The organism is Vagococcus sp. WN89Y, assembly GCF_052220145.1.
Classification (GTDB): Bacteria; Pseudomonadota; Gammaproteobacteria; order Enterobacterales; family Enterobacteriaceae; genus Kosakonia.
Genome location: NZ_JBQPOM010000067.1, coordinates 69,276 through 92,817 on the forward strand (window position 1 = coordinate 69,276; position 23,542 = coordinate 92,817).

At 55.0% G+C, this 23,542-nt stretch carries 23 protein-coding genes; 17 read left to right on the top strand and 6 right to left on the bottom strand.

Annotated elements, in window-relative coordinates:
* Positions 1-254: 254 nt before the first annotated feature.
* Positions 255-1,475 (top strand): peptide antibiotic transporter SbmA, encoded by a 1,221-nt coding sequence (gene sbmA, locus ACTU3N_RS19445; RefSeq protein ID WP_443087776.1) that lies wholly within the window; start codon positions 255-257, stop codon positions 1,473-1,475.
* Between the two features lie 13 nt (positions 1,476-1,488).
* The gene (locus ACTU3N_RS19450; RefSeq protein WP_443087777.1) at positions 1,489-2,595 is read left to right on the top strand and encodes a DUF1615 domain-containing protein; all 1,107 of its coding nucleotides are present in this window, start codon (positions 1,489-1,491) and stop codon (positions 2,593-2,595) included.
* Here the strand turns inward: ACTU3N_RS19450 and ACTU3N_RS19455 are convergent.
* Entirely contained in the window at positions 2,592-2,900 is a 309-nt protein-coding gene (locus ACTU3N_RS19455; RefSeq protein ID WP_443087778.1) for a DUF2755 family protein, read from the bottom strand. The two genes, ACTU3N_RS19450 and ACTU3N_RS19455, sit on opposite strands and share 4 nt — an antisense overlap.
* Before the next feature lie 263 nt (positions 2,901-3,163).
* Here ACTU3N_RS19455 and ACTU3N_RS19460 point away from each other — a divergent pair, with 263 nt between their 5' ends.
* Positions 3,164-3,376: a DUF2754 domain-containing protein gene (locus ACTU3N_RS19460; RefSeq protein WP_443087779.1), complete on the top strand. Its 213-nt coding sequence runs from the start codon at positions 3,164-3,166 to the stop codon at positions 3,374-3,376.
* Here ACTU3N_RS19460 and ddlA read toward each other — a convergent pair.
* Complete coding sequence (gene ddlA / locus ACTU3N_RS19465; protein ID WP_443087780.1) at positions 3,373-4,473, bottom strand: D-alanine--D-alanine ligase; 1,101 nt, start codon at positions 4,471-4,473, stop codon at positions 3,373-3,375. The genes ACTU3N_RS19460 and ddlA overlap by 4 nt on opposite strands.
* A 126-nt stretch (positions 4,474-4,599) precedes the next feature.
* Between ddlA and ACTU3N_RS19470 the strand changes: the two genes are divergently transcribed.
* The 7 genes from ACTU3N_RS19470 to ACTU3N_RS19500 all read left to right on the top strand — a co-directional run bounded on the left by ACTU3N_RS19470 (position 4,600) and on the right by ACTU3N_RS19500 (position 12,028).
* A complete protein-coding gene (locus ACTU3N_RS19470) occupies positions 4,600-5,262 on the top strand; it encodes an extensin-like domain-containing protein (protein WP_443087781.1) in 663 nt (220 codons plus the stop codon).
* Positions 5,263-5,429: 167 nt separating this feature from the next.
* A complete protein-coding gene (locus tag ACTU3N_RS19475; RefSeq protein WP_443087782.1) occupies positions 5,430-6,620 on the top strand; it encodes a multidrug efflux MFS transporter in 1,191 nt (396 codons plus the stop codon).
* A gap of 260 nt (positions 6,621-6,880) precedes the next feature.
* Positions 6,881-7,141 (top strand): anti-adapter protein IraP, encoded by a 261-nt coding sequence (gene iraP / locus ACTU3N_RS19480; RefSeq protein WP_443087783.1) that lies wholly within the window; start codon positions 6,881-6,883, stop codon positions 7,139-7,141.
* 178 nt (positions 7,142-7,319) lie between these two features.
* Positions 7,320-8,750 carry an alkaline phosphatase gene (gene phoA, locus ACTU3N_RS19485; protein ID WP_443087784.1) on the top strand — a complete coding sequence of 477 codons (1,431 nt, stop codon included), beginning with the start codon at positions 7,320-7,322 and terminating at the stop codon, positions 8,748-8,750.
* A gap of 91 nt (positions 8,751-8,841) precedes the next feature.
* Entirely contained in the window at positions 8,842-9,168 is a 327-nt protein-coding gene (psiF, locus tag ACTU3N_RS19490) for a phosphate starvation-inducible protein PsiF (protein ID WP_443087785.1), read from the top strand.
* A 101-nt stretch (positions 9,169-9,269) separates the two neighbouring features.
* The gene (adrA, locus tag ACTU3N_RS19495) at positions 9,270-10,370 is read left to right on the top strand and encodes a diguanylate cyclase AdrA (protein ID WP_443087813.1); all 1,101 of its coding nucleotides are present in this window, start codon (positions 9,270-9,272) and stop codon (positions 10,368-10,370) included.
* Between the two features lie 134 nt (positions 10,371-10,504).
* Complete coding sequence (locus tag ACTU3N_RS19500; protein WP_443087786.1) at positions 10,505-12,028, top strand: FAD-dependent oxidoreductase; 1,524 nt, start codon at positions 10,505-10,507, stop codon at positions 12,026-12,028.
* A gap of 69 nt (positions 12,029-12,097) precedes the next feature.
* On the opposite strand, the gene proC is transcribed toward ACTU3N_RS19500, so the two are convergent.
* Complete coding sequence (gene proC / locus ACTU3N_RS19505) at positions 12,098-12,904, bottom strand: pyrroline-5-carboxylate reductase (protein WP_443087788.1); 807 nt, start codon at positions 12,902-12,904, stop codon at positions 12,098-12,100.
* A 131-nt stretch (positions 12,905-13,035) separates the two neighbouring features.
* Between proC and ACTU3N_RS19510 the strand changes: the two genes are divergently transcribed.
* The 5 genes from ACTU3N_RS19510 (at position 13,036) to ppnP (ending at position 15,802) form a co-directional block, all read left to right on the top strand.
* Positions 13,036-13,497: a YaiI/YqxD family protein gene (locus tag ACTU3N_RS19510; RefSeq protein WP_443087789.1), complete on the top strand. Its 462-nt coding sequence runs from the start codon at positions 13,036-13,038 to the stop codon at positions 13,495-13,497.
* A 252-nt stretch (positions 13,498-13,749) separates the two neighbouring features.
* Positions 13,750-14,274: a shikimate kinase AroL gene (gene aroL / locus ACTU3N_RS19515; protein WP_443087790.1), complete on the top strand. Its 525-nt coding sequence runs from the start codon at positions 13,750-13,752 to the stop codon at positions 14,272-14,274.
* A gap of 51 nt (positions 14,275-14,325) precedes the next feature.
* On the top strand, positions 14,326-14,517 hold the full coding sequence (gene yaiA / locus ACTU3N_RS19520; RefSeq protein ID WP_443087791.1) for a protein YaiA: 192 nt from the start codon (positions 14,326-14,328) through the stop codon (positions 14,515-14,517).
* Positions 14,518-14,755: 238 nt separating this feature from the next.
* The gene (locus tag ACTU3N_RS19525) at positions 14,756-15,433 is read left to right on the top strand and encodes an AroM family protein (RefSeq protein ID WP_443087792.1); all 678 of its coding nucleotides are present in this window, start codon (positions 14,756-14,758) and stop codon (positions 15,431-15,433) included.
* 84 nt (positions 15,434-15,517) lie between these two features.
* Positions 15,518-15,802: a pyrimidine/purine nucleoside phosphorylase gene (gene ppnP / locus ACTU3N_RS19530; RefSeq protein WP_443087793.1), complete on the top strand. Its 285-nt coding sequence runs from the start codon at positions 15,518-15,520 to the stop codon at positions 15,800-15,802.
* Between the two features lie 35 nt (positions 15,803-15,837).
* Here the strand turns inward: ppnP and rdgC are convergent, their stop codons facing one another.
* Complete coding sequence (gene rdgC, locus ACTU3N_RS19535; protein ID WP_443087794.1) at positions 15,838-16,749, bottom strand: recombination-associated protein RdgC; 912 nt, start codon at positions 16,747-16,749, stop codon at positions 15,838-15,840.
* 99 nt (positions 16,750-16,848) lie between these two features.
* On the opposite strand from rdgC, the gene mak reads away from it, so the two are divergent.
* Positions 16,849-17,757 (top strand): fructokinase, encoded by a 909-nt coding sequence (gene mak / locus ACTU3N_RS19540; RefSeq protein WP_443087795.1) that lies wholly within the window; start codon positions 16,849-16,851, stop codon positions 17,755-17,757.
* A 556-nt stretch (positions 17,758-18,313) separates the two neighbouring features.
* On the opposite strand, the gene sbcC is transcribed toward mak, so the two are convergent.
* Both sbcC and sbcD read right to left on the bottom strand, forming a co-directional pair.
* Positions 18,314-21,457 (bottom strand): exonuclease subunit SbcC, encoded by a 3,144-nt coding sequence (gene sbcC / locus ACTU3N_RS19545; protein ID WP_443087796.1) that lies wholly within the window; start codon positions 21,455-21,457, stop codon positions 18,314-18,316.
* Positions 21,454-22,656 (bottom strand): exonuclease subunit SbcD, encoded by a 1,203-nt coding sequence (sbcD, locus tag ACTU3N_RS19550; RefSeq protein WP_443087797.1) that lies wholly within the window; start codon positions 22,654-22,656, stop codon positions 21,454-21,456. Before sbcD ends, sbcC begins: the two co-directional genes overlap by 4 nt.
* A gap of 187 nt (positions 22,657-22,843) precedes the next feature.
* On the opposite strand from sbcD, the gene phoB reads away from it, so the two are divergent.
* Positions 22,844-23,533: a phosphate response regulator transcription factor PhoB gene (gene phoB, locus ACTU3N_RS19555; protein WP_443087798.1), complete on the top strand. Its 690-nt coding sequence runs from the start codon at positions 22,844-22,846 to the stop codon at positions 23,531-23,533.
* Positions 23,534-23,542 lie beyond the last annotated feature (9 nt).

Consider the following 23,542-nt stretch of genomic DNA (forward strand, 5'->3'; position numbering starts at 1 on the left):
AAATCCAGAATTTTTTGCAAGCGCGCGAAAACCTGTGTGTTGTAACCTTTTCATTTTATGGGCGCAGGGGGTGGGGGGAAACCGCGTGTAACCGGTCGAAACAATTCTTCCTCTATGCTAAACGAACTAAGCGGGTAACCTCAGGTCTGATAAACGGTCAGGCGTCACAGGGAGTGGCGCCTTTTGTCGTTGCGTAAGCAACGTACGACTACACAGCAATTGTCGTCATAATAAGAAGTGTGCAGGAGTTTGAGATGTTTAAGTCTTTTTTCCCCAGACCAAAGCTGTTTTTTTTATCGGCACTCATCTGGGCTACCCTGGCCATCATCTTCTGGCAGGCCGGTGGCGAAGCCTGGCTGATGCGTATCACCGGCGCCTCTGACGACGTGCCGGTCAGCGCGACCCGTTTCTGGTGCCCGAGCTTTCTGTTGTTCTACCTCTACTACGCGGTGTGCGTGGGCGTGTTTGCCCTGTTCTGGTTTCGCTTCGCGCCGCACCGCTGGCAGCGCTGGTCCGTGCTCGGCACCGCACTCATCATCTTTGTGACCTGGTTTCTGGTTGAAGTTAACGTCGCCATAAACGCCTGGTATCAACCCTTTTATGATTTGATCCAGGCCGCGCTCAGCGCGCCACACAAGGTTAGCCTGAGCCAGCTTTATCATGGCATTGGCGTCTTTTTATGGATTGCGTTAATCGCGGTCACCGTCGCGGTACTGAATAATTTCTTCGTCAGCCATTATGTGTTCCGCTGGCGCACGGCGATGAATGAATACTATATGGCGCACTGGGAGCATCTGCGCCATGTCGAAGGTGCCGCTCAGCGTGTGCAGGAAGATACCATGCGCTTTGCCAGCACGCTGGAGAGTATGGGCGTCAGCTTTCTCAATGCCATCATGACGCTGATTGCGTTTTTGCCGGTGCTGGTCGCGCTTTCACCCCATGTTCCTGAGCTTCCGCTGGTCGGGCATATCCCTTACGGCCTGGTGTTTGCCGCCATTGGCTGGGCGCTGTTGGGTACCGTGCTGCTGGCTTTCGTTGGTATCAAGCTGCCGGGACTTGAGTATAAAAATCAGCGGGTGGAAGCCGCTTACCGTAAGGAGCTGGTGTATGGCGAAGACGACGCGTCGCGGGCGCAGCCGCCAACCGTTCGCGAGCTATTCATCGCGGTACGGCGCAACTACTTCCGCCTCTATTTCCACTATATGTATTTCAATATCGCCCGTATCCTTTATATGCAGCTCGACGTGGTGTTTGGCCTGATTGTGCTCTTTCCGACCATTTCTGCCGGGGCCATCACGCTGGGGCTGATGAGTCAGATAACCAATGTCTTCGAACAAGTGCGTAGTTCGTTCCAGTATTTAATCACCTCCTGGACAACGCTTGTGGAATTGATGTCTATTTATAAGCGTTTACGCAGTTTTGAGCGCGAACTCGATGGCCAGGCAATTGAGCCGATGTCCCACACATTTAGTTAGAACAAGGACGATTATGTCTTTTACTCCCCGCTGTTACGGGTTACTGGCTGCGTTGATCCTCGCAGGCTGTGCAACAAAAGGCCCCACAACGCGCGAGGGTGAGCAGGAAAAAGCGCAGGAGAAACCGCTGGATGTGGCAAGCGTAGTGCGCCAGAAAATGCCCGCCAGCGTTAAAGATCGTAACGGCTGGGCGCAGGATATCGCCACCACCTTTGCAAGCCAGAAACTCGCACCGACGCTCTCTAATATCTGCTCGGTGCTGGCGGTGGCCCAGCAGGAGTCGAACTACCAGGCCGATCCTGCGGTTCCGGGCTTGAGTAAAATCGCCTGGAAAGAGATAGATAAACGCGCGCAGCGGTTGCATATCCCGCCGCTGCTGGTGCATACCGCGTTAAAAATTCCGTCGCCAAACGGTAAAAGCTACAGCGAGCGGCTGGATACGGTGAAGAGCGAAAAGCAGCTCAGCGAGATTTTTGATGATCTCATCAATATGGTGCCGATGGGGCAGCGGCTGTTCGGTTCCTTCAACCCGGTGCGCACCGGCGGGCCAATGCAGGTCAGCATCGCATTTGCGCAGAATCACACCGAGGGTTATCCCTGGAAAATGGACGGCACCGTGCGTGAAGAAGTGTTCACTCGCCGGGGCGGACTGTGGTTCGGCACCTACCATCTGCTCAATTATCCCGCCAGTTATAACGCGCCGATATACCGCTACGCTGACTTTAATGCGGGCTGGTACGCCAGCCGTAATGCGGCGTTTCAGCATGCGCTCAGTAAGGCGAGCGGCGTGAAGCTGGCGCTGGATGGCGATCTGATTTTATATGGCAGCGACGAGGCGGGAGCAACGGAGCGCGCGGTGAGAACCCTGGGCGCGCAACTTGGCATGAGCGACCGGGACATTCGCCGCCAGTTGCAACGCGGAGACAGCGACGCGTTTGAAGAGACCAAACTGTACCGTGAAGTCTATCGTCTGGCGGAGAAAAAGAGCGGAAAAAGGCTTGATCGCGCGATGCTGCCGGGTATCCAGCTTGAAAGCCCGAAGATCACGCGCAACCTTACAACCGCATGGTTTGCAAAGCGCGTCGACGATCGACGGGCGAAGTGTATGGCGCAGAATTAACGCGTGCGATGGCGACGCCAGCGGATAATAAGCGCAATGACACCCAGAAGGGCGCTGCCTGCGACAAACGGAACCAGACCGAAAACAGTGCCAACACCAAAGCCCATCTCGACGTGAGGGCGGGTGGTGTCCTGCATTTGCATCAGGTGTTCGAATACGCCCGGCGCGTGCACCAGCAGGTTCAATAATTGCGCGCCTGCCCAGAAGCAGAGCAGTACAAACACGGCATAAGCAATATTACCTGGTCGGGAGGTGTCACGTTTTTTCGCACCCGCAAAGGGTTTGCTTATCGTAAAGTCAGCCATAAGACCTCCGGTACTCTTTACTTGCATGCTAATTAACTGGCAGTGGGTCTTCGAAGTTAATTTTGGCAGCGTCATTGCATTGTCAACATCAGAATGGTGATAATTTCGCGCCGGGAATGATTCCGATTGAAAAATTCTTGTTAATGCTCACAATTTTGTAACGTTTTTATTACTCAAGTAACATTTCGGATTTACCGCATGGGCCACAGACTGGAAACGGCTGCTGTGCGATGCTCTCTTTTTAACTGCCGGAGTTGTTATCCATGCCTTTGAAGATACGCCGTGACTGGCACTATTATGCTTTTGCTATTGGACTCATTTTTATTCTGAATGGTGTGGTTGGGTTGTTAGGGTTTGAAGCCAGAGGCTGGCAAACCTATGCGGTAGGGCTGGTTACGTGGGTTATCAGTTTCTGGCTGGCAGGATTGATTATCCGCCGTCGCCCTGATGATGAGGACACGGCGGAAAAACCTTAACGATTAAACGAAATCTTTAGCGCGCTGTCGGCCTGATGGCGTGCAATAGCCAGCTCGATAAGGCGGGTAATTAATTCGGAATAACCGATTCCACTCGCCTGCCAGAGTTTCGGATACATACTGATATTGGTAAATCCTGGTAATGTATTTATTTCATTAATAATGACGTCATTCTCTGGCGTCAAAAACACATCCACGCGCGCCATACCCTCACAACCCAGCGTCTGGTACGCCTGCACGGCAATACGGCGAATTTCGTCATTCACCTCTGCTGGCAGGTCTGCCGGCACCACAACCTGCGCGCCGTTATCATCAATGTATTTGGTGTCATAGGCGTAGAACTCGCTGTTGAGCACGATTTCGCCACAAACGCTGGCTTGCGGTTCGTCGTTGCCCAGCACCGCGCACTCAATTTCACGCCCTTTAATGCCCTGCTCAACCACCACTTTTTTGTCAAATTCAAAGGCCAGGCGCACGGCTTCGACAAACTCTGCTTCGTTGGTGACTTTACTGACACCGACGGAGGAGCCCTGGTTGGCGGGTTTTACAAACATCGGCAGACCGAGTTGCGCACTCAGTTGCCCAAAGGTGAAACGATCGCGGCTGGCGCGGGTCAGCGTCACGAAAGGCGCTATCGCCAGACCGGCATCGCGCAGCAGACGTTTGGTGACGTCTTTGTCCATGCAGGCTGCGGAGGCGAGCACATCGGAGCCGACAAACGGCAGATTTGCCAGGCGCAGCATGCCTTGCAGCGAGCCATCTTCCCCCAGCGTGCCGTGCACAATCGGGAAAATGACATCAATGTTGGCTAACGGAGCACTGTTTTGTGCCGCAATCAGCTGGTGCTCTTCGCCGCCAGGCACCAGCGCGACCCGGTTGCCGGAGGCATTCAGCGCAATATGTGCCGGATCGCCTGGATTAAGCAGGTAGTTATTAGCGTCGCTGATATGCCACTCCCCCTGCTTATCAATGCCCAGCAGCACCACCTCAAAGCGCGATTTATCCATCGCGTCGACGATATTTTTCGCTGATTGTAACGACACTTCATGCTCCGCTGACTTGCCGCCGAAGACAATTCCTACCCGCAGTTTTGCCATCTCTACATTCACTCACACATTCAGAAAACACATACCATATCACGTCAAAACGCACGATTCGCGGGCTTCTGCCATAATGTTTTTTCATACCTGAGGGGAGGTGCCGTGAGAGGGAAAAGCTTGATAGTGTTGTGCATTTTTCTGGGGCTATTGTATGCGGCCTATCGTTATCTGCCGTCTTACTACAACCCCTTTGCACCCTTGCAACTCAGCGACCCGCCGGGGCGTATCACGCAGTTTAAATTACGCCGCCTGACACCACAGAGCTGTGCGGCGCTGCTGAGCCAGGCAAACCAGCAGCGTTTGATCTCATCGGTGCCGGTTGCAGACAGGCAGGGCGATTGCCCGCTTAGCGATGTGGTACGTGTGCGGGATTTCGGTGATGTGAAACTGAGCAGCAGCTTTCTCGCCAGTTGCCCGCTGGCGCTCAGTTCAGCGCTATTTGTCAAACAACAGGCGCAGCCTCTGACCGCGCGTTTTATGGGCAGCACGTTAACCCGTATCGATCACTACGGCAGCTTCGCCTGTCGAAATATCTATCATCGGCAGAATGCCCGGCGCAGCGAACATGCCAGCGCGGAAGCCGTTGATATTAGTGGTTTCAGGTTAGCTAATGGTCAGCAGGTGACGGTTCTCAAAGGCTGGCGGCAGCCCGAAACGCAGCCGTGGCTACGGGCAATGCTGAGCGCCAGCTGCGGTTACTACGGCAACGGTCTTGGCCCGGATTATAATGCGGCGCATGCCAACCATTTCCACCTGGGGATGCGCGGCTTTGGTTTGTGCCGTTAAAGCATAATACACCATGATAACCAGGGATTTTCCTCCCGCGTGGCCAGGGTACGCTATGCTCATGAGATAAAACACCAAAGTTGTACGAAATGCACCGCTGGTGACGCATCCTGCGCAGGTTCTGGTAACCTGTGTGCTGTTATTAACTCCTGAAATAACGCCGAGTCATGGAATCCTGGAAGGTCAATCTTATCTCAGTGTGGTTGGGCTGCTTTTTTACCGGCCTCGCTATCAGTCAAATTTTGCCGTTTTTGCCGCTGTATGTGGCACAACTTGGCGTGACGTCTCACGAAGCCCTGTCGATGTGGTCGGGTCTGACATTCAGCGTGACCTTCCTCGTGTCGGCCATTGTTTCGCCCATGTGGGGGAGCCTCGCCGATCGCAAAGGGCGTAAATTAATGCTGCTGCGCGCGTCGCTTGGGATGGCGCTGGCGATACTGTTGCAGGCTTTTGCCACAAACGTCTGGCAACTGTTTATCCTGCGCGCGGTGATGGGGCTGACCTCAGGCTATATTCCTAATGCGATGGCGCTGGTGGCCTCTCAGGTGCCGCGCGAGCGCAGCGGCTGGGCGCTCAGTACGCTCTCAACCGCGCAAATCAGCGGGGTGATTGGCGGGCCGCTGATGGGCGGTTTTATCGCGGACCATTTAGGCCTGCGAACGGTCTTTTTTATCACCGCCATCCTGTTGCTGATCAGTTTTTCCGTCACCCTCTTTTTGATTAAAGAAGGCGTCCGGCCGACGGTGAAAAAGAGCGAGCGGCTCAGCGGTAAAGCCGTGTTTGCCACGCTGCCGTATCCTGCGCTGGTTATCAGTTTGTTTGTCACCACAATGGTTATCCAGCTCTGTAACGGCTCTATCGGCCCGATCCTGACGCTGTTTATTCAGTCCTTATCGCCTGATGTTGCCAATATTGCTTTTCTGAGCGGGCTTATTGCAGCCGTTCCCGGCATTTCTGCGCTGATTTCTGCTCCCCGGCTGGGGAAATTAGGCGATCGCATTGGTACCGCGCGTATCCTGATGGCGACGCTCACCTGTGCGGTAGCGCTGTTTTTTGCCATGTCTTTTGTGACCTCGCCGCTGCAACTGGGTATATTGCGCTTTCTGCTGGGTTTTGCCGATGGCGCGATGTTACCGGCGGTACAGACGTTGCTGCTGAAGTATTCAAGCGACCAGGTTACCGGGCGTATTTTTGGCTATAACCAGTCATTTATGTATCTGGGAAACGTTGCCGGACCGCTGTTAGGGGCTTCTGTTTCTGCGATGGCCGGGTTCCGTTGGGTATTTGCTGCCACCGCGGTGGTGGTGCTGATTAATATCTGGCAACTGGCGCGGGCATTGCGCCGCGCGCGCACGTAAAAAAATTAGGGCCGGAATTTTATTTTCTGGCCGCTTCTTATTATTTCCCGCCGGGAATTTTGCCATGTCTTTTTCTTATTTTAGATTAGCTAACTCATTAAAATAATTTGTCTTAAAAGGGCAAGAAACGTTTCGCTTGCGCTTTTTAGAAGTTGTATTTAGAAATTGTGAAAAACGCCGCAAAATTTAGACATGTATCGTCTATGCAACAATAAAATGCAATGCTAACGTCTCTTTATCTTATGAGCGAGAAGTGTGCTATGAAAAATTTAATTGCCGAATTATTAGTTAAGCTTGCAGAAAAAGAAGAAGAGTCAAAAGAGCTGGTGGCTCAGGTCGAAGCGCTGGAAATCGTCGTGACCGCGTTGTTGCGCCAAATGGCTACCTCCGAACAGCTTGCGTTAATTCAAAGCATTGAAGGCGCGATGGACGAGGCCCAGCCAGACTCGCAGGTCACCCACGAAGATGCCAGACTGTTGCAACAATACTTAAAAAAGCTATTAAGGCACCCGCGTAGCTGAGTGCCGGGCGGAAATAATCGTGTCATCTGGCTGTCATCTGCGCTGCATATAGTCGATTTGTTTCAACGCGTCATCATTCAGGCTGTTATAAGCAGGCGGTTACGTAATAAGCGTGGCCTGCTCCTGCGAATCAGCCGTTTCGATGTGGTGTTGTGCGTATATTTTAAAGTATTTGTACATGGAGAATATCGACGTGAAACAGAGCGCATTATTTATCGCATTATTTTCAACGCTGTTTGCCCCTGCAATATATGCGGATATTCCCGCCGCCGCTGTGCTTGATAATCGCGCAGCGCAAGGGGATATATCCACGCCCGGCGGCGCCCGCCGTTTAACCGGCGATCAAACTGCAGCGTTACGCGACTCGCTTAATAATAAACCGGCGAAAAATATTATTTTGCTGATTGGCGACGGGATGGGGGACTCTGAAATTACTGCTGCGCGAAATTATGCCGAGGGAGCAGGCGGCTTTTTTAAAGGTATTGACGCCTTACCGCTAACCGGTCAGTACACACACTATGCGCTGGATAAAAAAACCGGCAAACCGGACTACGTGACCGACTCTGCGGCGTCGGCAACCGCATGGAGCACCGGTGTTAAAACCTATAACGGCGCGCTCGGCGTCGATATTCACGAAAAAGATCACACCACCATTCTGGAGATGGCAAAAGCAGCCGGTCTGGCAACGGGGAACGTCTCCACCGCCGAACTTCAGGATGCGACACCCGCCGCGCTGGTTTCCCATGTGATTTCGCGGCGCTGCTACGGCCCGACGGTCACCAGTGAAAAATGCGCGCTTAACGCGCTGGAAAAGGGCGGTAAAGGTTCAATTACCGAGCAGCTACTTAACACCCGGCCAGACGTCACACTTGGCGGCGGCGCGAAAACGTTTAATGAAACGGCCACCGCAGGCGAGTGGAAAGGCAAAACGCTGCGCGAGCAGGCACAGGCGCGGGGTTATCAGCTGGTGAGCGACGCGGCTTCTCTGGCGGCCATTACCGAAGCCAATCAGGGCAAGCCGCTGCTTGGTTTATTCGCCGAAGGCAATATGCCGGTGCGCTGGCAGGGGCCGAAAGCCTCTTTGCACGGTAACCTTGAGCAACCTGCGGTCACCTGTAAACCCAACGATCAGCGTACCGAAAGCGTGCCCCGGCTTGCCGCAATGACGGAAAAAGCGATCGAGCTTCTCAGCAAAAACGAGAAAGGCTTCTTCCTGCAAGTTGAAGGCGCGTCGATCGATAAGCAGGATCATGCGGCTAACCCGTGCGGCCAGATTGGCGAAACGGTGGATCTTGACGAAGCGGTGCAAAAGGCGCTGGAATTCGCGAAAAAAGAGGGCAACACGCTGGTAATTGTCACCGCGGATCACGCCCATGCCAGCCAGATAATTCCGCCGGATACCAAAGCACCGGGTCTGAGCCAGGCGCTGAATACGAAAGATGGCGCGGTGATGGCGATGACATACGGCAACTCTGAGTCGGATTCGATGGAGCATACCGGCACGCAAATCCGTATCGCGGCATATGGCCCGCACGCGGGCAACGTGGTGGGGTTGACCGATCAGACCGATCTGTTCTACACCATGAAAGCGGCGCTGAACCTTAAATAATCGCTGCCCGACGGTATATCTTTGCCGTCGGGTGGTATTTTCGCCGTTTCAAACCATCCTTAAAGGGTCACATTGACAGAAGGATGGTGCTATGAAACTTACATTTATGGTTACATTACTGTTTGGCCTTTTTTTTATCACCGCGCTCAGCGTTGCCGCAGCGGAAAAAACGCTGACTCCCCAGCAGCAACGCATGACCCTCTGTAATCAACAGGCGACGGCGCAGACGCTATCGGGCGATGCCCGCAAACGCTATATGAGCGATTGTCTGAAAAACACCAAAACCGAACCCGGCCAAAAAAGCCTCACTCCGCAGCAGCAGAGAATGCGCGAGTGTAATTCCCAGGCAACTCAACAATCTTTGAAAGGCGAAGACCGCCAAAAATTTATGCGGGCTTGCCTGAAAAAAAGCGCCTAATAACATTGGGTGAGCGGGTATAACTTCTCACCCAAAATCTCATACTGACCTCATCTGACCACTCTCTATACTTTAGGAAATATTACAATATATTCCTGAAGATAATGAAACTTAATAAATTTTTTTCAGAAAAGGGTGCGCGCAAGGATGATACGTTTGTCCTGAACGATGAGCCTTACTCCTTTGGATTACAGTTTGCCGAACGCGGGCGTTTGCCTCGCGTAGTCGGGCTGGGATGCGCTTATCTACCCATTGCCAGCGAGCTGGTGGCGCAACCGGTTGGCGGCGGCTGGTGGCTGTTGCTTCTGTTGTGGTCATTTGTCTGGCCGCATCTTGCCTGGCAAATGGCGCTTAAAGCGCCGGATCCACAACTTGCTGAACTATTTAATTTAAAGTTTGATGCCTTGCTGGCAGGGATCTGGATGGCCGTTATTGGCTTCAATATTCTGCCTTCCATCGCGCTTGGGATGATGATCAGTATCAATACCCTTGGGCTGGGCGGGTTGCGGTTATTCGGCACTGGCGTGGTGCTGGTCGCTACCTCTTCGCTGGTGATGTGGCAACTTGGTAATTTCCCGCTTAACTTTCACACTGCAATGCTGACACTGTGGATGACGCTTCCTGCGCTGCTTATCTACCCACTGCTTTTTGCCTGGGTCAGTTACCGCACCGCTCAGACGCTGGAACAGCACCGCCAGCGCTTACAGGTATTAAGTATGCGCGATGGCATGACCGGTGTTTACAACCGGGTTCACTGGGAATACCTGCTGCGCAATGCGTTCGAGGCGTGCCGCCGGGAGAAGACAGAAGCCACGCTGTTGCTTATCGATATCGATCATTTCAAAACGATAAATGATACCTGGGGCCATGATGTGGGCGATGAAGCCATTATTGTGGTGACCCGCCTGCTGCAATTGACCCTGCGCGGTACCGACATTATTGGCCGCTTCGGCGGCGATGAGTTTGCGGTCATTATGAGCGGCACGTCGCCAGAGCAGGCGATCGCGGCAATTGAGCGCGTCCATGCCCGGCTGGAGGTTTTTCGACTGCCGGCCTTCCCACAACTGTTGCTGCGCGTCAGCGTAGGCGCAGCGCCCCTGACCAACAGCATGAGCCACTACCGCGAATGGTTAAAATCCGCCGATCTGGCGCTTTATAAAGCGAAAAAAGCCGGGCGCAATCGTACTGAAGTCGCTGCCTGATTTTCCCGTCTGGTTGCTCCACGGCCAATCTCTGCCAGGCTTAAAGTGTGAGCTACATACTATTTTTTCTTCCTCGTGATTGTGCGCCGCCTGGCGTTACGTCCTTTTAACAACACCAACACGAGAGCAATGTTATGACTTATCAGTACGTTACCGATCTTAACGCGTTGCCGGAAAGTCAGCCTGTCAAGGTGGATGTCGCCGGTACTTCTGTGATCCTTATTCGCCAGCTTGCGCAGGTACGCGCTTTTCAGAGCAAATGCCCCCACGCAGGTGGGCCGCTGGAAAAGGGCGCCGTTTGCGATGGCAAACTGGTCTGCCCCTGGCATAAAGCGGCGTTCGATATCTCCAATGGTGAGTGGCGCGAGCCGTTGGCGCTCAGTAACCTCAAGCAGTATCCGGTACGCATTGAGCAAAACCGGGTGCTGGTCAGCCCCCGCGCCGTATCGCCCGCCAGCAACCGGCAAATTCGCGGCGACAAGCCGGATACCGTTGTTATCCTTGGTACGGGCGCAGCCGGAAGCGCTGCCGCGGTAACGTTGCGTGACGCCGGGTTTTCCGGTCATTTGATCCTTATCGATAAAGAAGACGATGCGCCCTACGATCGCACTGCGTTAAGTAAATTTGTTCCGGCCGGAAAGATGAAGATCAGCGAAGTGCCCCATCTGCTGGATGAGGCTTTCTACAGCCAGCCTGGTGTGGAGCGTGTCAGTGAAGAAGTCACTCAACTTGATAGCGAAAAGCACCAGTTAACCCTGGCGAATGGGCGCTCGATCCGCTTCGATAAGCTGTTAGTGGCAACAGGCGGCCAGCCGGTGCGACCTGAAGTCGAAGGCAATCACCTGGCGGGAGTGCATGTACTGCGCAATATCTATCAGGCGCAGACGCTGCTCGATGATGTCGAGCAGGAACAGCAGCTGGTGATTATCGGTAATAGCTTCATTGCGATGGAACTGGCGGCGGCGCTGCGTAACCAGGATATTGATGTGACGGTGCTGTCGCGCCATGCAATACCGTTTGTGCCGCAGTTTGGCGAGGAAATCGGCCAGAAATTTCTGGATTTGCACAAGCACAATGGGGTCAAATTTGTCACCGGAGAACCCGCATCGTTAACCGGTAACGACCATGTTGAAGCGGTGAAACTGAAAGATGGCCGCAGTTTGCCCGCGCATGTGGTGGTTTTTGCCACCGGCGTGCGCCCAGGTATCGATTTAGCGCCAGAACTGCCGCGTGAAGAAGATGGCAGCCTGACGGTTGATGAAACCCTGCGTGTCGCTCCGAATATCTGGGCGGTCGGCGATATCGCCAGTTATCCGGCGCCGGAGGGGCGTCGGCGCATTGAACACTGGCGCGTCGCGCAGCAACAGGGCAGGCTCGCTGCGCTAAACATGCTGGGCGAACACCATGCGTTCGACAGAGTGCCGTTTTTCTGGACGACACACTTCGGCACTCGTTTTGAATACCTCGGCTATTGCCCGGAGTGGGAGAGCATGAAAATGCTCGGTTCTTTTGATGATAAACGCTTCGCCGTGCTGTATGGCGAAGGCGGCGTGCTCAAAGCGGTGCTCAGCTGCGGTGAATATACCGCGACGGCGGGGCTGCTGATGAAAATGCAGGAGCCGGTCAGCATGAATGCCGCGGCGCAAATGCTGGCCTGAGTGCTGTAGCAGGGAAGATGTGGCGCGCTTACGCATGCGTTGCGCGCCATAGCAGAGGCAAGCCGCGGGTTATTTGCTCAACTGGTCTGATTTTTCCATACAGGCGCGAATGGACTCCACCACCGCCGAGCGGAAGCCTTTTTCTTCCAGCACGCGCACCGCTTCGATGGTGGTGCCGCCAGGTGAACAGACCATATCTTTCAGCTCGCCTGGGTGTTTGCCGGTTTCCAGCACCATTTTTGCCGAACCCATAACGGCCTGCGCGGCAAATTTATAGGCCTGCGCGCGCGGCATACCGCCGAGCACGGCGGCGTCAGCCATCGCTTCGATAAACATAAACACATACGCTGGCGCAGAGCCGCTGACGCCCACGACCGGGTGGATCATCGCTTCGCTAACCACTTCAGCTTCACCAAAACTGCGAAAGATACTTAACACTTCCGCCGTGTCTTCCGGCGTGACCAGCGCGTTAGGCGTAACGGAGGTCATCCCGGCGTTAACCATCGACGGGGTATTGGGCATGGTGCGGATGATTTTACGGTCGTGACCCAGCGCGCGCGCCAGCTGATCGAGCGTCACGCCCGCAGCGATGGAGACCACCAGCGACTCTTTATTCAGACTGGAGGCGATTTCGCTCAGCACTTTGACCAGAATATTTGGCTTAACCGCCCCGAAGACGATATCGGCAACCTGCGCCACTTCCTGCGCGCTTTGCGCTGCGTTGATGCCATACTCGTCATGCAGCGCGGCGACCTTTTCCGGCGTCGGTGTATAGACCCAGATTTGCCCCGGCTGCACCAGCTTGCTGGCAATCAGTCCACCCAGAATTGCCTTGCCCATATTTCCGCAGCCGATAAAACCTATTTTTTTTTCCATCACAACCGTCCCTCTGCTTGTCAGTGCATATGGCCTATAGCTTAACGTGGATTGGCGCGCAGGGCGAAAGCTTCTGCTTTCACCCGCGAAGAATAAAAGCGACAATGCGCAGGATAAACTAAGGAGTAGCTATGGCGATTTGGGTGGATGCGGACGCCTGTCCGAATGTGATTAAAGAGATATTATTTCGCGCCGCCGAGCGCACACAGATCCCGCTGACGCTGGTGGCGAATCAAAATTTGCGCGTCCCGCCCTCACGGGTGATCCGCACCCTGCGCGTACCGGCCGGTTTTGATGTTGCCGACAATGAAATCGTTCGTTTGTGCAGCGCAGGGGATTTGGTTATCACCGCCGATATTCCTTTGGCCGCCGAGGTGCTGGAAAAGGGCGCCGCGGCGTTAAACCCGCGCGGAGAGCGCTATACGCCAGCAACAATCCGCGAAAAACTGACCATGCGTGATTTTATGGATACGCTGCGCGCCAGCGGCATTCAGACCGGCGGGCCGGACAGCCTTTCACAACGGGATCGCCAGCATTTTGCCGCCGAGCTGGACAAATGGATGCAGGACAGAAAACGCCGCGACGTTAAATAGGGGCGTTTTCTGAATTGTCATTTGCTGCCTTGCGCACTTGCCAGTCGATGGTAGATTCAGTAAGGTTGCCGCTGCATACATTGCCACATATTCTTTACACAGACGCGATCAATTAAATCTGATTTTTTCGCATGTTGTGGCAAAGATGTCTTAAAAGTGTAACGCTACCTTTACGAAGGTTTATGTACTCGTTTAGCGATTATATCGCTGACTTATTTTTCGGCTCGCGGGACACCAAGGGAACTCCAGCTCATGACGCTACCCATTTATTTAATCGGCGCACGCGGTTGCGGTAAAACCACCGTCGGGCAGTCGCTTGCTCTGGCGCAGGGTTGTCAGTTTATTGATACCGATCGTTGGTTGCAGGAACAGGCGCAAAAAAGTATCGCGGAGATTGTGGAACAGGAAGGGTGGCCGGCATTTCGCGCCCGTGAAACCGCCGCGCTGGAAGCCGTCAGCGCGCCATCCTGCGTTATTGCGACCGGCGGCGGCATTATTCTTAGCGAGCATAACCGGCATTTTATGCATGAAAAAGGCGTGGTGATCTACCTTTGCGCTTCTGTAGCGGTGCTGGCTAACCGTCTGGCGGCCTTTCCGCAGGAAGAGCAGCGCCCAACGCTCACCGGTAAACCTATCAGCGAAGAAGTTAGCGAAGTTCTGGCGCAGCGCGATGCGCTGTATCGTGAAGCGGCACATTATGTGGTAGATGCATCACTTCCCCCACAACAGGTTGTGGCAGAGATCGAAGCGGTTCTGCAATTGGCGCGCGCCAGTTAACGAAACGTTTGTCTATACTTATTACTCTACCAACGACAAAAAGGAAGCGCTATGCCGACGAAACCACCCTATCCACGCGAAGCCCGTATTGTTGCCGTTGAAAAAGGCCCGGCCGGGCAGACCGAAACCTGGTATCAGCTGCGCGCAGATCACCCGAAACCAGACGCGTTAATCAGCGAGCACCCGAGCGAACAGGAAGCGCTGGATGCCAAAAAGCGCTATGAAGATCCGGATAAAGATTAATTGCCCTCGTAAATGTAATCCAAATCATCACAGAAAAGGATCTGGCTCACATTTTTTGACTGGCTGATTGTCTCCCAGAGGTTATATTTTTTAATTGCTGGAATTTACATGAACACGGGAGTGGCGCATTTGCTCCGCTCGGGTGACCTGAATCGGTAGTGCGTTCCTGTACCCGACATTGTCGACAGGTCTGAGCGGCAGCGAATGAATAATAAGCAAGTAGAAGGCAGAAAGTATAATGAGTCCGACGTTGGCGATCCTCACTATTGGTGTGGTGCCGGTAAAAGAGATCCTACCGCTCCTGACCGAGCATATTCCTGAGCAACAAATAACCCATCTGAGCCTGCTTGGCGATATGGAACCTGACGACGTGCGCGCGCAATACAGTGCCGGGCCGGGGGAGACGGCGCTACCGACGCGGTTGCGCGATGATTCTCTGGGGATGGTTTCCCGGGAGAAGATAGAGCGCGACCTGCAAAGCGTCATCGAAGTGCTGGATAACCAGGGTTATGACGTCATTTTATTGATGAGTACGGCGGATATTCGCGGGCTCGTGGCGCGTAATTCTATTCTTATCGAACCGCAACGCATCATCCCGCCGCTCGTTGCGTCAATTGTTGACGGTCACCAGGTTGGCGTTATCGTGCCCTTGCCGGAGATGATGGCGCCGCAAAAGCAGAAGTGGAAAGTGCTGGAAAACGAGCCTTACTACACGCTGGGGCACCCGTTTCTCGCCAGCGAGTCTGAATTTATCGCGGCAGGAAAGAGCCTGGTGGACAAAGGCGCCGACGTGCTGATGCTCGATTGCCTGGGTTTTCATCAGCAGCATCGTGATTTGTTGCAAAAAGCGCTGGATGTACCGGTGCTGTTGTCGAATGTGCTGGTGGCTCGTCTGGCGTCGGAACTGCTGGTTTAGGCGCTAAGCCTTGCAATTTCGCATGACAGAAGCAAAGCGTGGCCTCTATAGTGATTTTTCCACCATTGTTGAAAGGGCCACTCCATGCTTCAAAGTAATGAATACTTTTCCGGTAAAGTGAAATCCATCGGTTTTACCAGCAGCAGCACTGGCCGCGCCAGCGTTGGCGTGATGGCGGAAGGGGAATATACCTTTAGTACCGCACAGCCCGAAGAGATGACGGTCGTGAGCGGCGCGCTGCATGTTTTGCTGCCGGGAGAAACCGAGTGGAAAACCTGCGTGGCCGGAGAGGTGTTCAATGTGCCTGGCCACAGCGAATTTCATCTGCAGGTGGCGGAACCCAGCGCCTACCTGTGCCGTTATTTGTAAAACAGAAAACGCCCGCTTGCGACGGGCGTTTTGCTTTAACGCTGCGCCTCGCCACCCAGTCCTTCAACCAGGTTCTGGATTAACGCGGCCAGTTCGCCGGTCATCAATATAAAATCAGCATCGAAGCGCTGGGCATAATCATCCCGATCAATGTCTTCGTTCTGATCCCGCAACTCGTCACTGAATTTCAGCCGCTTAATGGAACCGTCATCGCACATCACAAACTGAATGCGCTGTTGCCAGTCGAGCGCCAGTTTGGTGACGACTTTGCCCGCTTCGATATGCACGGCGATTTCGTCGCTGACCAGATCCTGTTTTTTCGCGCGGATCACGCCGCCATCTTCCAGCATTGCTTTCAGTTCTGCTTCATCAAGCAACTGAAACCCTTGCGCCGCGCTACCGGAGCGCACCCATTCGGTGAGCGTCAGTTCGACAGGGTTTTCCATCGTCAGCGGCACGACCGGTAACGAACCGAGGCTTTTACGCAGCAGCGCCAGCGTATCCTCTGCTTTTTTCGCGCTGGCGCAGTCCACCATAATCAGGCCATTGACGGTATCAATCCACATCATCGTCTGACTAAACCGGCTGAATGCGCGCGGCAGCAGCGAATGCAGCACTTCGTCTTTCAGGGCATCTTTTTCGGTTTTTTTCAGCTTACGGCTCTGCTCGGCTTCGAGGCGCGAGATTTTTGCTTCCAGCGCCTGTTTGACCACCGGCGAGGGCAGGATCTTTTCTTCTTTACGGGCGCAGATAATTATCTGGCCATTGGCAGTATGGGTCAGCGCATCGCTGTGTGAGCCCATCGGTGGCACCCAGCCGGTTTTCGCCATATCCTGACTACCGCAGGGTGTAAACGAAAGAGGGGCAAGCTGTTTTTCCATTTCGTCCGCACGCAGCGCAACATCGCGGCTGAGACGGTATACCATTAAATTTTTGAACCACAGCATGATTATTTTCACAGCCTTGTCATTAAATGCAGCAGGCATCATAGCGAATTGTTGCCGTCGTTGCATACAAATGCGTGGTCCAGCCAGAAGGAGATTGCAGTGCGAATTGGTATTGATTTAGGTGGCACAAAGACAGAAATCATTGCGCTGGACGAGCAGGGTAAGGTGCTTTTTCGCCATCGCCAGCCGACCCCGCGTGACTATCAGCAAACCCTTGCGTTGCTGGTTTCGCTTGTTGAGTTAACCGAAAAAGAGACCGGGCAGAGCGGCACTGTTGGCATGGGGATCCCGGGGTCTATCTCTCCCTATACCGGGGTGGTGAAAAATGCCAACTCGACCTGGCTTAACGGTAAGCCGTTTGATAAAGATTTGAGCCAGCGTCTGAACCGCGAGGTGCGTCTGGCCAATGATGCGAACTGCCTGGCGGTGTCAGAAGCGGTCGATGGCGCAGCGGCAGGGGCGCAAACGGTATTTGCGGTCATCATTGGTACCGGCTGCGGGGCCGGGGTGGCTATCAATGGGCATGTGCATATCGGCGGTAATGGAACGGCGGGCGAGTGGGGGCACAATCCGCTGCCGTGGATGGATGACGACGAGCTGCGTTATCGTACAGAGGTGCCGTGCTATTGCGGTAAAGAGGGGTGCATTGAAACGTTTATTTCAGGAACCGGTTTTGCCACGGATTATCAGCGCTTAAGCGGCCGGGCGTTACAGGGGAGTGAGATAATGCGCCTGGTTGATGAGCAGGACCCGCTGGCGGAGCTGGCGCTGAGTCGTTACGAGATGCGGCTGGCGAAATCACTGGCGCATGTGGTGAATATTCTCGACCCGGATGTGATTGTGCTCGGCGGCGGGATGAGCAATGTTGACCGTTTGTATCAGACGGTGCCGGAGCTGGTGCGTAAATGGGTGTTTGGCGGGGAGTGTGAGACGCCGATTCGTAAGGCGTTGCATGGAGATTCGAGCGGGGTGCGGGGCGCGGCCTGGTTGTGGCCACAGGGGGAGTGAGGGTTCTGTTCGCTTGAGGAACCCGTTGGTGGAATGGTTCCGTTCACTTTATGGCGGCGCTTTCAGACGCGGTTCTGCGGGTGAACGGGCTAAGGGCGCTCGCCGCCGCGCCCTTAGCAATCCCGGCTCCCGGCAGGGAAAATCGCCGCTTCGCGGTTCCCGTGGCTTATTTCGCCAGGCTTTCGGGTCGGGCGCGATGCAGCATCCCTGCAAGTCGCGCCCTCAGCCCGCTTCCCTGCGGGCTGCCCCGGCCTTGCGAAAACGCCCCGGCGATTTTCAGCCGGAGCAGGCCCGCTTCGGAGTTTGTTGGTCAATGAAGGCAGGGCTTCGCGTCTGGTGAGTTTTTGTTCCGGCAGGCAGCGTTCCCCCGCTCTTTTATGGTTACTCTGCGGCGATTTTCAGCCGGACTCTCCCCGCTTCGGCGTTTGTTGGTTAATAAGGGTAGGGCTTCGCGTCTGGCTGATATCTTCTCCTTGCGCCGGGCCGTTTTATTTAGCCAGACCCGCTTCGGAAACGGTAGGTTTACGAAGCGTTGGCGTTGCTTATAAAAAACTTTTTAGGTTTTACTTACCGATTCTACTGCGTATTTCCCGTCGAGCTTGCTGTAACCCAGCCCGTTGATTTTTTTGACTTTGATCTGCACGGGAATGCGCTCTTTCATTGCTTCCACGTGGCTGATAACGCCGATGGTTTTACCGGTGGCGTTGAGTGCGTCGAGCGCATCGAGCGCGGTATCCAGCGTTTCGCTATCGAGCGTCCCGAAGCCTTCATCCAGGAATAACGAATCGATACGTGTTTTATGACTGACCAGATCAGAGAGCGCCAGCGCCAGCGCAAGGCTCACCAGGAAGCTCTCGCCGCCGGAAAGCGTGCGCGTATCGCGCACCGCATCCGCCTGCCAGGTATCCACCACTTCCAGCTCCAGCGCCTCGCTGGCCTTGCGTTTAAGCAAATAACGCCCGTGTAAACGCGTCAGCTGGTTGTTCGCCAGCCACACCAGATTATCCAGCGTCAGCCCCTGTGCGAACTTGCGAAACTTATCCCCCTCTCGCGAGCCAATCAGCGCATTTAAATGCCCCCAGTCATCGCAGCACGCAGTGGCTTGCGCTATTTCCTCCATGACGGACTGCTGGCGCTGGCGGTTGTCATCATCCTGTTTGAGCTGCTGGCGAAGCTCCCCCTGGCGGGTGGTGTTCTCACGAAGCTGCCGGGTAACACTCTCCAGCGCAAGCGCCGCGCTCTCCTGCGTGGCATTCATATCCAGGCTTGCGGGGCGCTGTGCCTGATGTGCTGCAAGCGCCTGCTCTGCGCTGGCGGCGAGCGCCTGTTTCTGCTGGCTGTCGCGCTCCAGCGCCTGGCGTAGTTCCTCCAGGCGCAGACGTTCGGCTTCATCAAGCAGCGCGGCGAGAAACGCCTCCTGGTCGGCAAACGGGCTATTTGCCAGCGCCGTAGCAAACTGTTGCTCCAGCGTACTGGCCGCGTTGTCCTCCTGCGCCAGCTGCTGTTGCAGCGTTTGCCACTGGCTTTGTAGCGCCAGGCAATCGTCGTGCACATGCCGCCAGCCGTCGAGCGCGACGTGCGGGTCATCGCAAGGCGTGTCGTTTGCAGGCAGCGTATCGAGCAGCGGCATCAACTGCGCTATCTGTTCGCGCACCGCGGCCAGCTGTTGCTGCTGCTGTTGCCACGCTTGCGCTTCCTGCTCCCGCGCCGCCAGCCACGGCTGCTCTTCCCCGGGCGGCGGAAGGGTAAGCTCAAGCGATTGCAAATCGGCGACCAGGCTGGCGCGCCGGGCTTCCAGCTCCTGTTGAATCTGCTCGCTCTGCTGGCGTAATTCATCCAGCGCCTGGCGTGCTTTGAGATGATCGAGCTGCTGCTCGTAGGCTTCCTGCGCGTTTTGCCACGCGCTCAGGCTCTCTGTTGGCACCAGGGTAACGCCAAGCTCGCCGCAAAGTTGTTCCCACGAGTTAAGCAGGGTTTGTTCATCTGTTTGCAGCTGCGCAAGCTCACGCTGTACTTTTTCACGCTGCGCGCTAAGCCCTTTTAGCCGCTCATTTAGCGCTACGCCTTCTTCCTGTACCCGGCGGACCTCCTGCTCAAGCGCAGCGTAGCGTTGCTGATTAATGCTCTGCTCAAGTGCCTGATACTGCGCGATAGCCGGATGTTCGGTGGCACCGCACAGCGGGCAGGGCTGGCCTGGTTGCAGGCGCGCGCGCTCGCTTTCTAAATCTTTGATACGGCTTTCCAGCTCGCAAATAGTGCGCACATCGTTCAGTTGCTGGTTTTTCTCTTTATACAGCAAACGCTTACGTTCCAGCTCAACGGTGAGTTGCTCCTGCGCGCTTTTTATCTCCTGCACGGTTTGCTGGTGCCCGGTTAGCTGTTTATACAGCGGCGCGAAGCGGGCATGCAGAGTGATGAGTTGCTGGCGCAGCGGGCGCTGGCGCGCATGACGCGCGGTGGCCGCCTCTGCTTCTTCGGCACTCAGTGTCAGGGTCAGTTCCGGCAATTGTTGCAGTTTTTGCTCGTTGCTCTGGATACGCTGTTGCAGGCTGGCATACTGCTTTTTATCTTCGCTAAGTCGCTCAAACTTTGCGCGCCAGCCCGTTAGCTCGCTTTGCCAGCGCTGGTAGTGGGCGTGCCCGGCAAGCCAGCTATCCAGCGTCTTTTGCGATTGTTGCAGTGTGCTGAGCTGCTGCGCGGCGCCTGCGCGAATGCGCGAGCGCTGCATGAGCCTGTCTTGTAAGCGAGTATTTACTTCTTCGCTCTGGCTGCGAATGCGCGACAACGTTTCTCGCTGCTCGGCAAGTCGCTCCCATAACGGGCGCAGCTGCTGCGCCGGTTGCGCCCGTTCCAGTGCCGAGAGCTGTGGTTGCGCCTTCGCCAGCGCCTCGCGTGCCTGTTGCAAGGCGCTATTTGCCTGCTGCTGGCCGGTGCGCAACTCCGCCTCGCGGTTAAACCATTGCGCCAGCGCCTGAGCGCTCTGTAACCCGGCATCAAGACGCTGTTCTTCGTCAGTAAGTGCCTGCAAACCTGCCTGAAGCTGCCCGCGCTGCTCGTCGTTTAACAACACCACGCCTTCGGCCTGCACCTGCAAACGTTCAAGCCGGGTTTTGGCGGTTTTATGTTTTTCAAACACCATCGCTGAAATCTGACCGTAAATTTCCGTGCCGGTCAGCTCTTCAAGCAGTTCTGCCCGCTCGCCGGGTTTAGCGTTCAGGAAGGCGGCAAACTGCCCCTGAGACAGCAACATCGAGCGGGTAAAGCGGCCATAATCCAGCCCGGTCAGCGAAGCGGTCAGTTCCAGCTTATCTCTTACTTTATCGGCAAGGATTTTACCGTCGGCGCACTGTGCCAGCTCGACGCGCGGGGCCTGCAAATTACCGTCCGGCAGGCCACGGGCGCGGGTCTGGCTCCAGAAGGCGCGGTACGCGACCTGTTTGACTTCAAATTCTACCTCCGCCAGGCATTCGGCCGTGTCGCGGGTCATCAGATCATTTTGCGATTGTGACAGCGTGCTAAGGCGCGGCGTTTCATGGTAGAGCGCCAGGCAAATTGCATCGAGCAGCGTGGTTTTGCCCGCGCCTGTCGCACCGGTAATGGCGAACAAACCGTTGCTGGCGAACGGCTCAGCGGTGAAATCAATCTTCCATTCACCTTTGAGCGAGTTGAGGTTTTTCAGACGTAAACTCAGAATTCTCATGCGTCACTCTCCTCGTCAAGCGCCTGCAGCGTTTCGCTAAACAGCGCCAGCAAGCGCTGCGACTGCGCTTCATCGAGCGTTTCATGCGCCAGACGGCGGGCAAACACCTCCTGGGCCGTTAACTCGCTTAAGGTTTCACGAAGCTCTGCGGCAAGCAGCCGCTCCCGTTGCTCACGGCTGCGGCGAACCAGCAACACCTCGACGGGCAAACCTTCCGTCGCTTGCTGAATTTTGCGTTGCATATCCGCCAGGTAATCCGCGCTAACGATTTCGATATCCAGCCAGACAGGCTTCTCGCACGCCGCGCCGCGCCACTGCTCAAGCTGCTGGCAAATACTGGCAAAATCGCCTTTGATTGATGCCAGCGGTTGTGTCACCGGTACTTCAAGCGCTGTCACGTCCTTAAGCTTGCCTGTATCGAATGTCACCAGGTTGACGCTTTTGTTTTTGCCGGTTTCATCAAAACTGAGCGCAATCGGCGAGCCGCTGTAGCGAATATGCTCCAGGCCGCCGGGTTTTTGCGCGCGGTGAATATGCCCCAGCGCGATATAGTCTGCGGGCGGGAAATTCTGCACCGGGAAAGCGTCCAGCGTACCGATATAGATGTCACGTACGGCGTCACTTTTGCTCGCGCCCACGGTGGTCAAATGGCCGCTGGCGATAATCGGCAGCGTTCTTTCTCCACGCAGTTCGCAGGCCGCACGATACTGCTGTTGGTAATACGCCGTGATGGCATCCAGCAGAATCTGCTGTTTTTGCCCGCCGGACAGCCCTGCCTGGCTGACGGTGATGTCGCGCGGGCGCAGGAAAGGCACCGGGCAAAAGACTGCGCCGGGTTCGCCGCTGCGCAGTGGCAGAATAAAAGGCGGCGTTCCGGCGTTGGGCACCACGATAGTTTTCAGATACGCGAGAATCGCTTTTGATTCATTTAACGTGGCCACGGAATCATGGTTCCCGCCCAGCACCACCAACTGGCAGCCGGTAGACTGGAGCTTCACCACAAAGCGGTAATACAACTCACGGGCGTAGCTTGGCGGCGCGCCGGTATCGAAAATGTCCCCGGCGACGATTATCGCATCGACCTGCTGGTGTTCCGCTGTTTCCAGCAGCCAGTCGAGGAAGGCTTCGTGCTCAGCCGCGCGGCTCTTGCTATAGAAGTTTTGACCGAGATGCCAGTCAGATGTGTGAATAATGCGCATAGCGATTCCGTGGCAAAAAAGCGTAAAACGGATTATACCATTCAGTAGCTTATAGGCTGAACTGTGCGCTGTCATATTGCAGCGGCTGGGGTCATCTGACGGTCATGTTCTTCATAAAACTGTCATAAAAGTGACGCATAATGACGCCGCTATATATACCGATGACTTAAATAAAACAGGGCGAATTATGGCGAGACGAATTCTGGTCGTAGAGGATGAAGCACCGATCCGTGAAATGGTTTGCTTTGTGCTCGAACAAAATGGTTTTCAGCCGGTAGAAGCTGAAGATTATGACAGCGCGGTGAACCAACTTAATGAACCCTGGCCTGATTTGATTTTACTGGACTGGATGCTGCCCGGTGGTTCCGGCATTCAGTTTATTAAACATCTGAAACGGGAAGCGATGACCCGCGAGATTCCGGTGATGATGCTGACCGCCCGGGGTGAAGAAGAGGATCGCGTACGTGGTCTGGAGACGGGCGCGGATGATTACATTACCAAACCGTTTTCCCCCAAAGAGCTGGTGGCGCGCATTAAAGCCGTGATGCGCCGCATTTCGCCGATGGCGGTGGAAGAGGTGATTGAAATGCAGGGGTTAAGCCTCGACCCGTCTTCACATCGCGTGATGACCGGCGAAAATCCGCTGGATATGGGGCCAACAGAGTTTAAACTGTTGCACTTCTTTATGACCCATCCGGAGCGCGTTTACAGCCGCGAGCAGCTGCTAAACCACGTATGGGGCACCAATGTATACGTTGAAGACAGAACGGTGGACGTGCATATCCGTCGCCTGCGTAAAGCGCTGGAACACAGCGGTCACGATCGGATGGTACAAACAGTGCGCGGCACGGGATATCGTTTTTCTGCCCGTTTCTGAAATTTGACA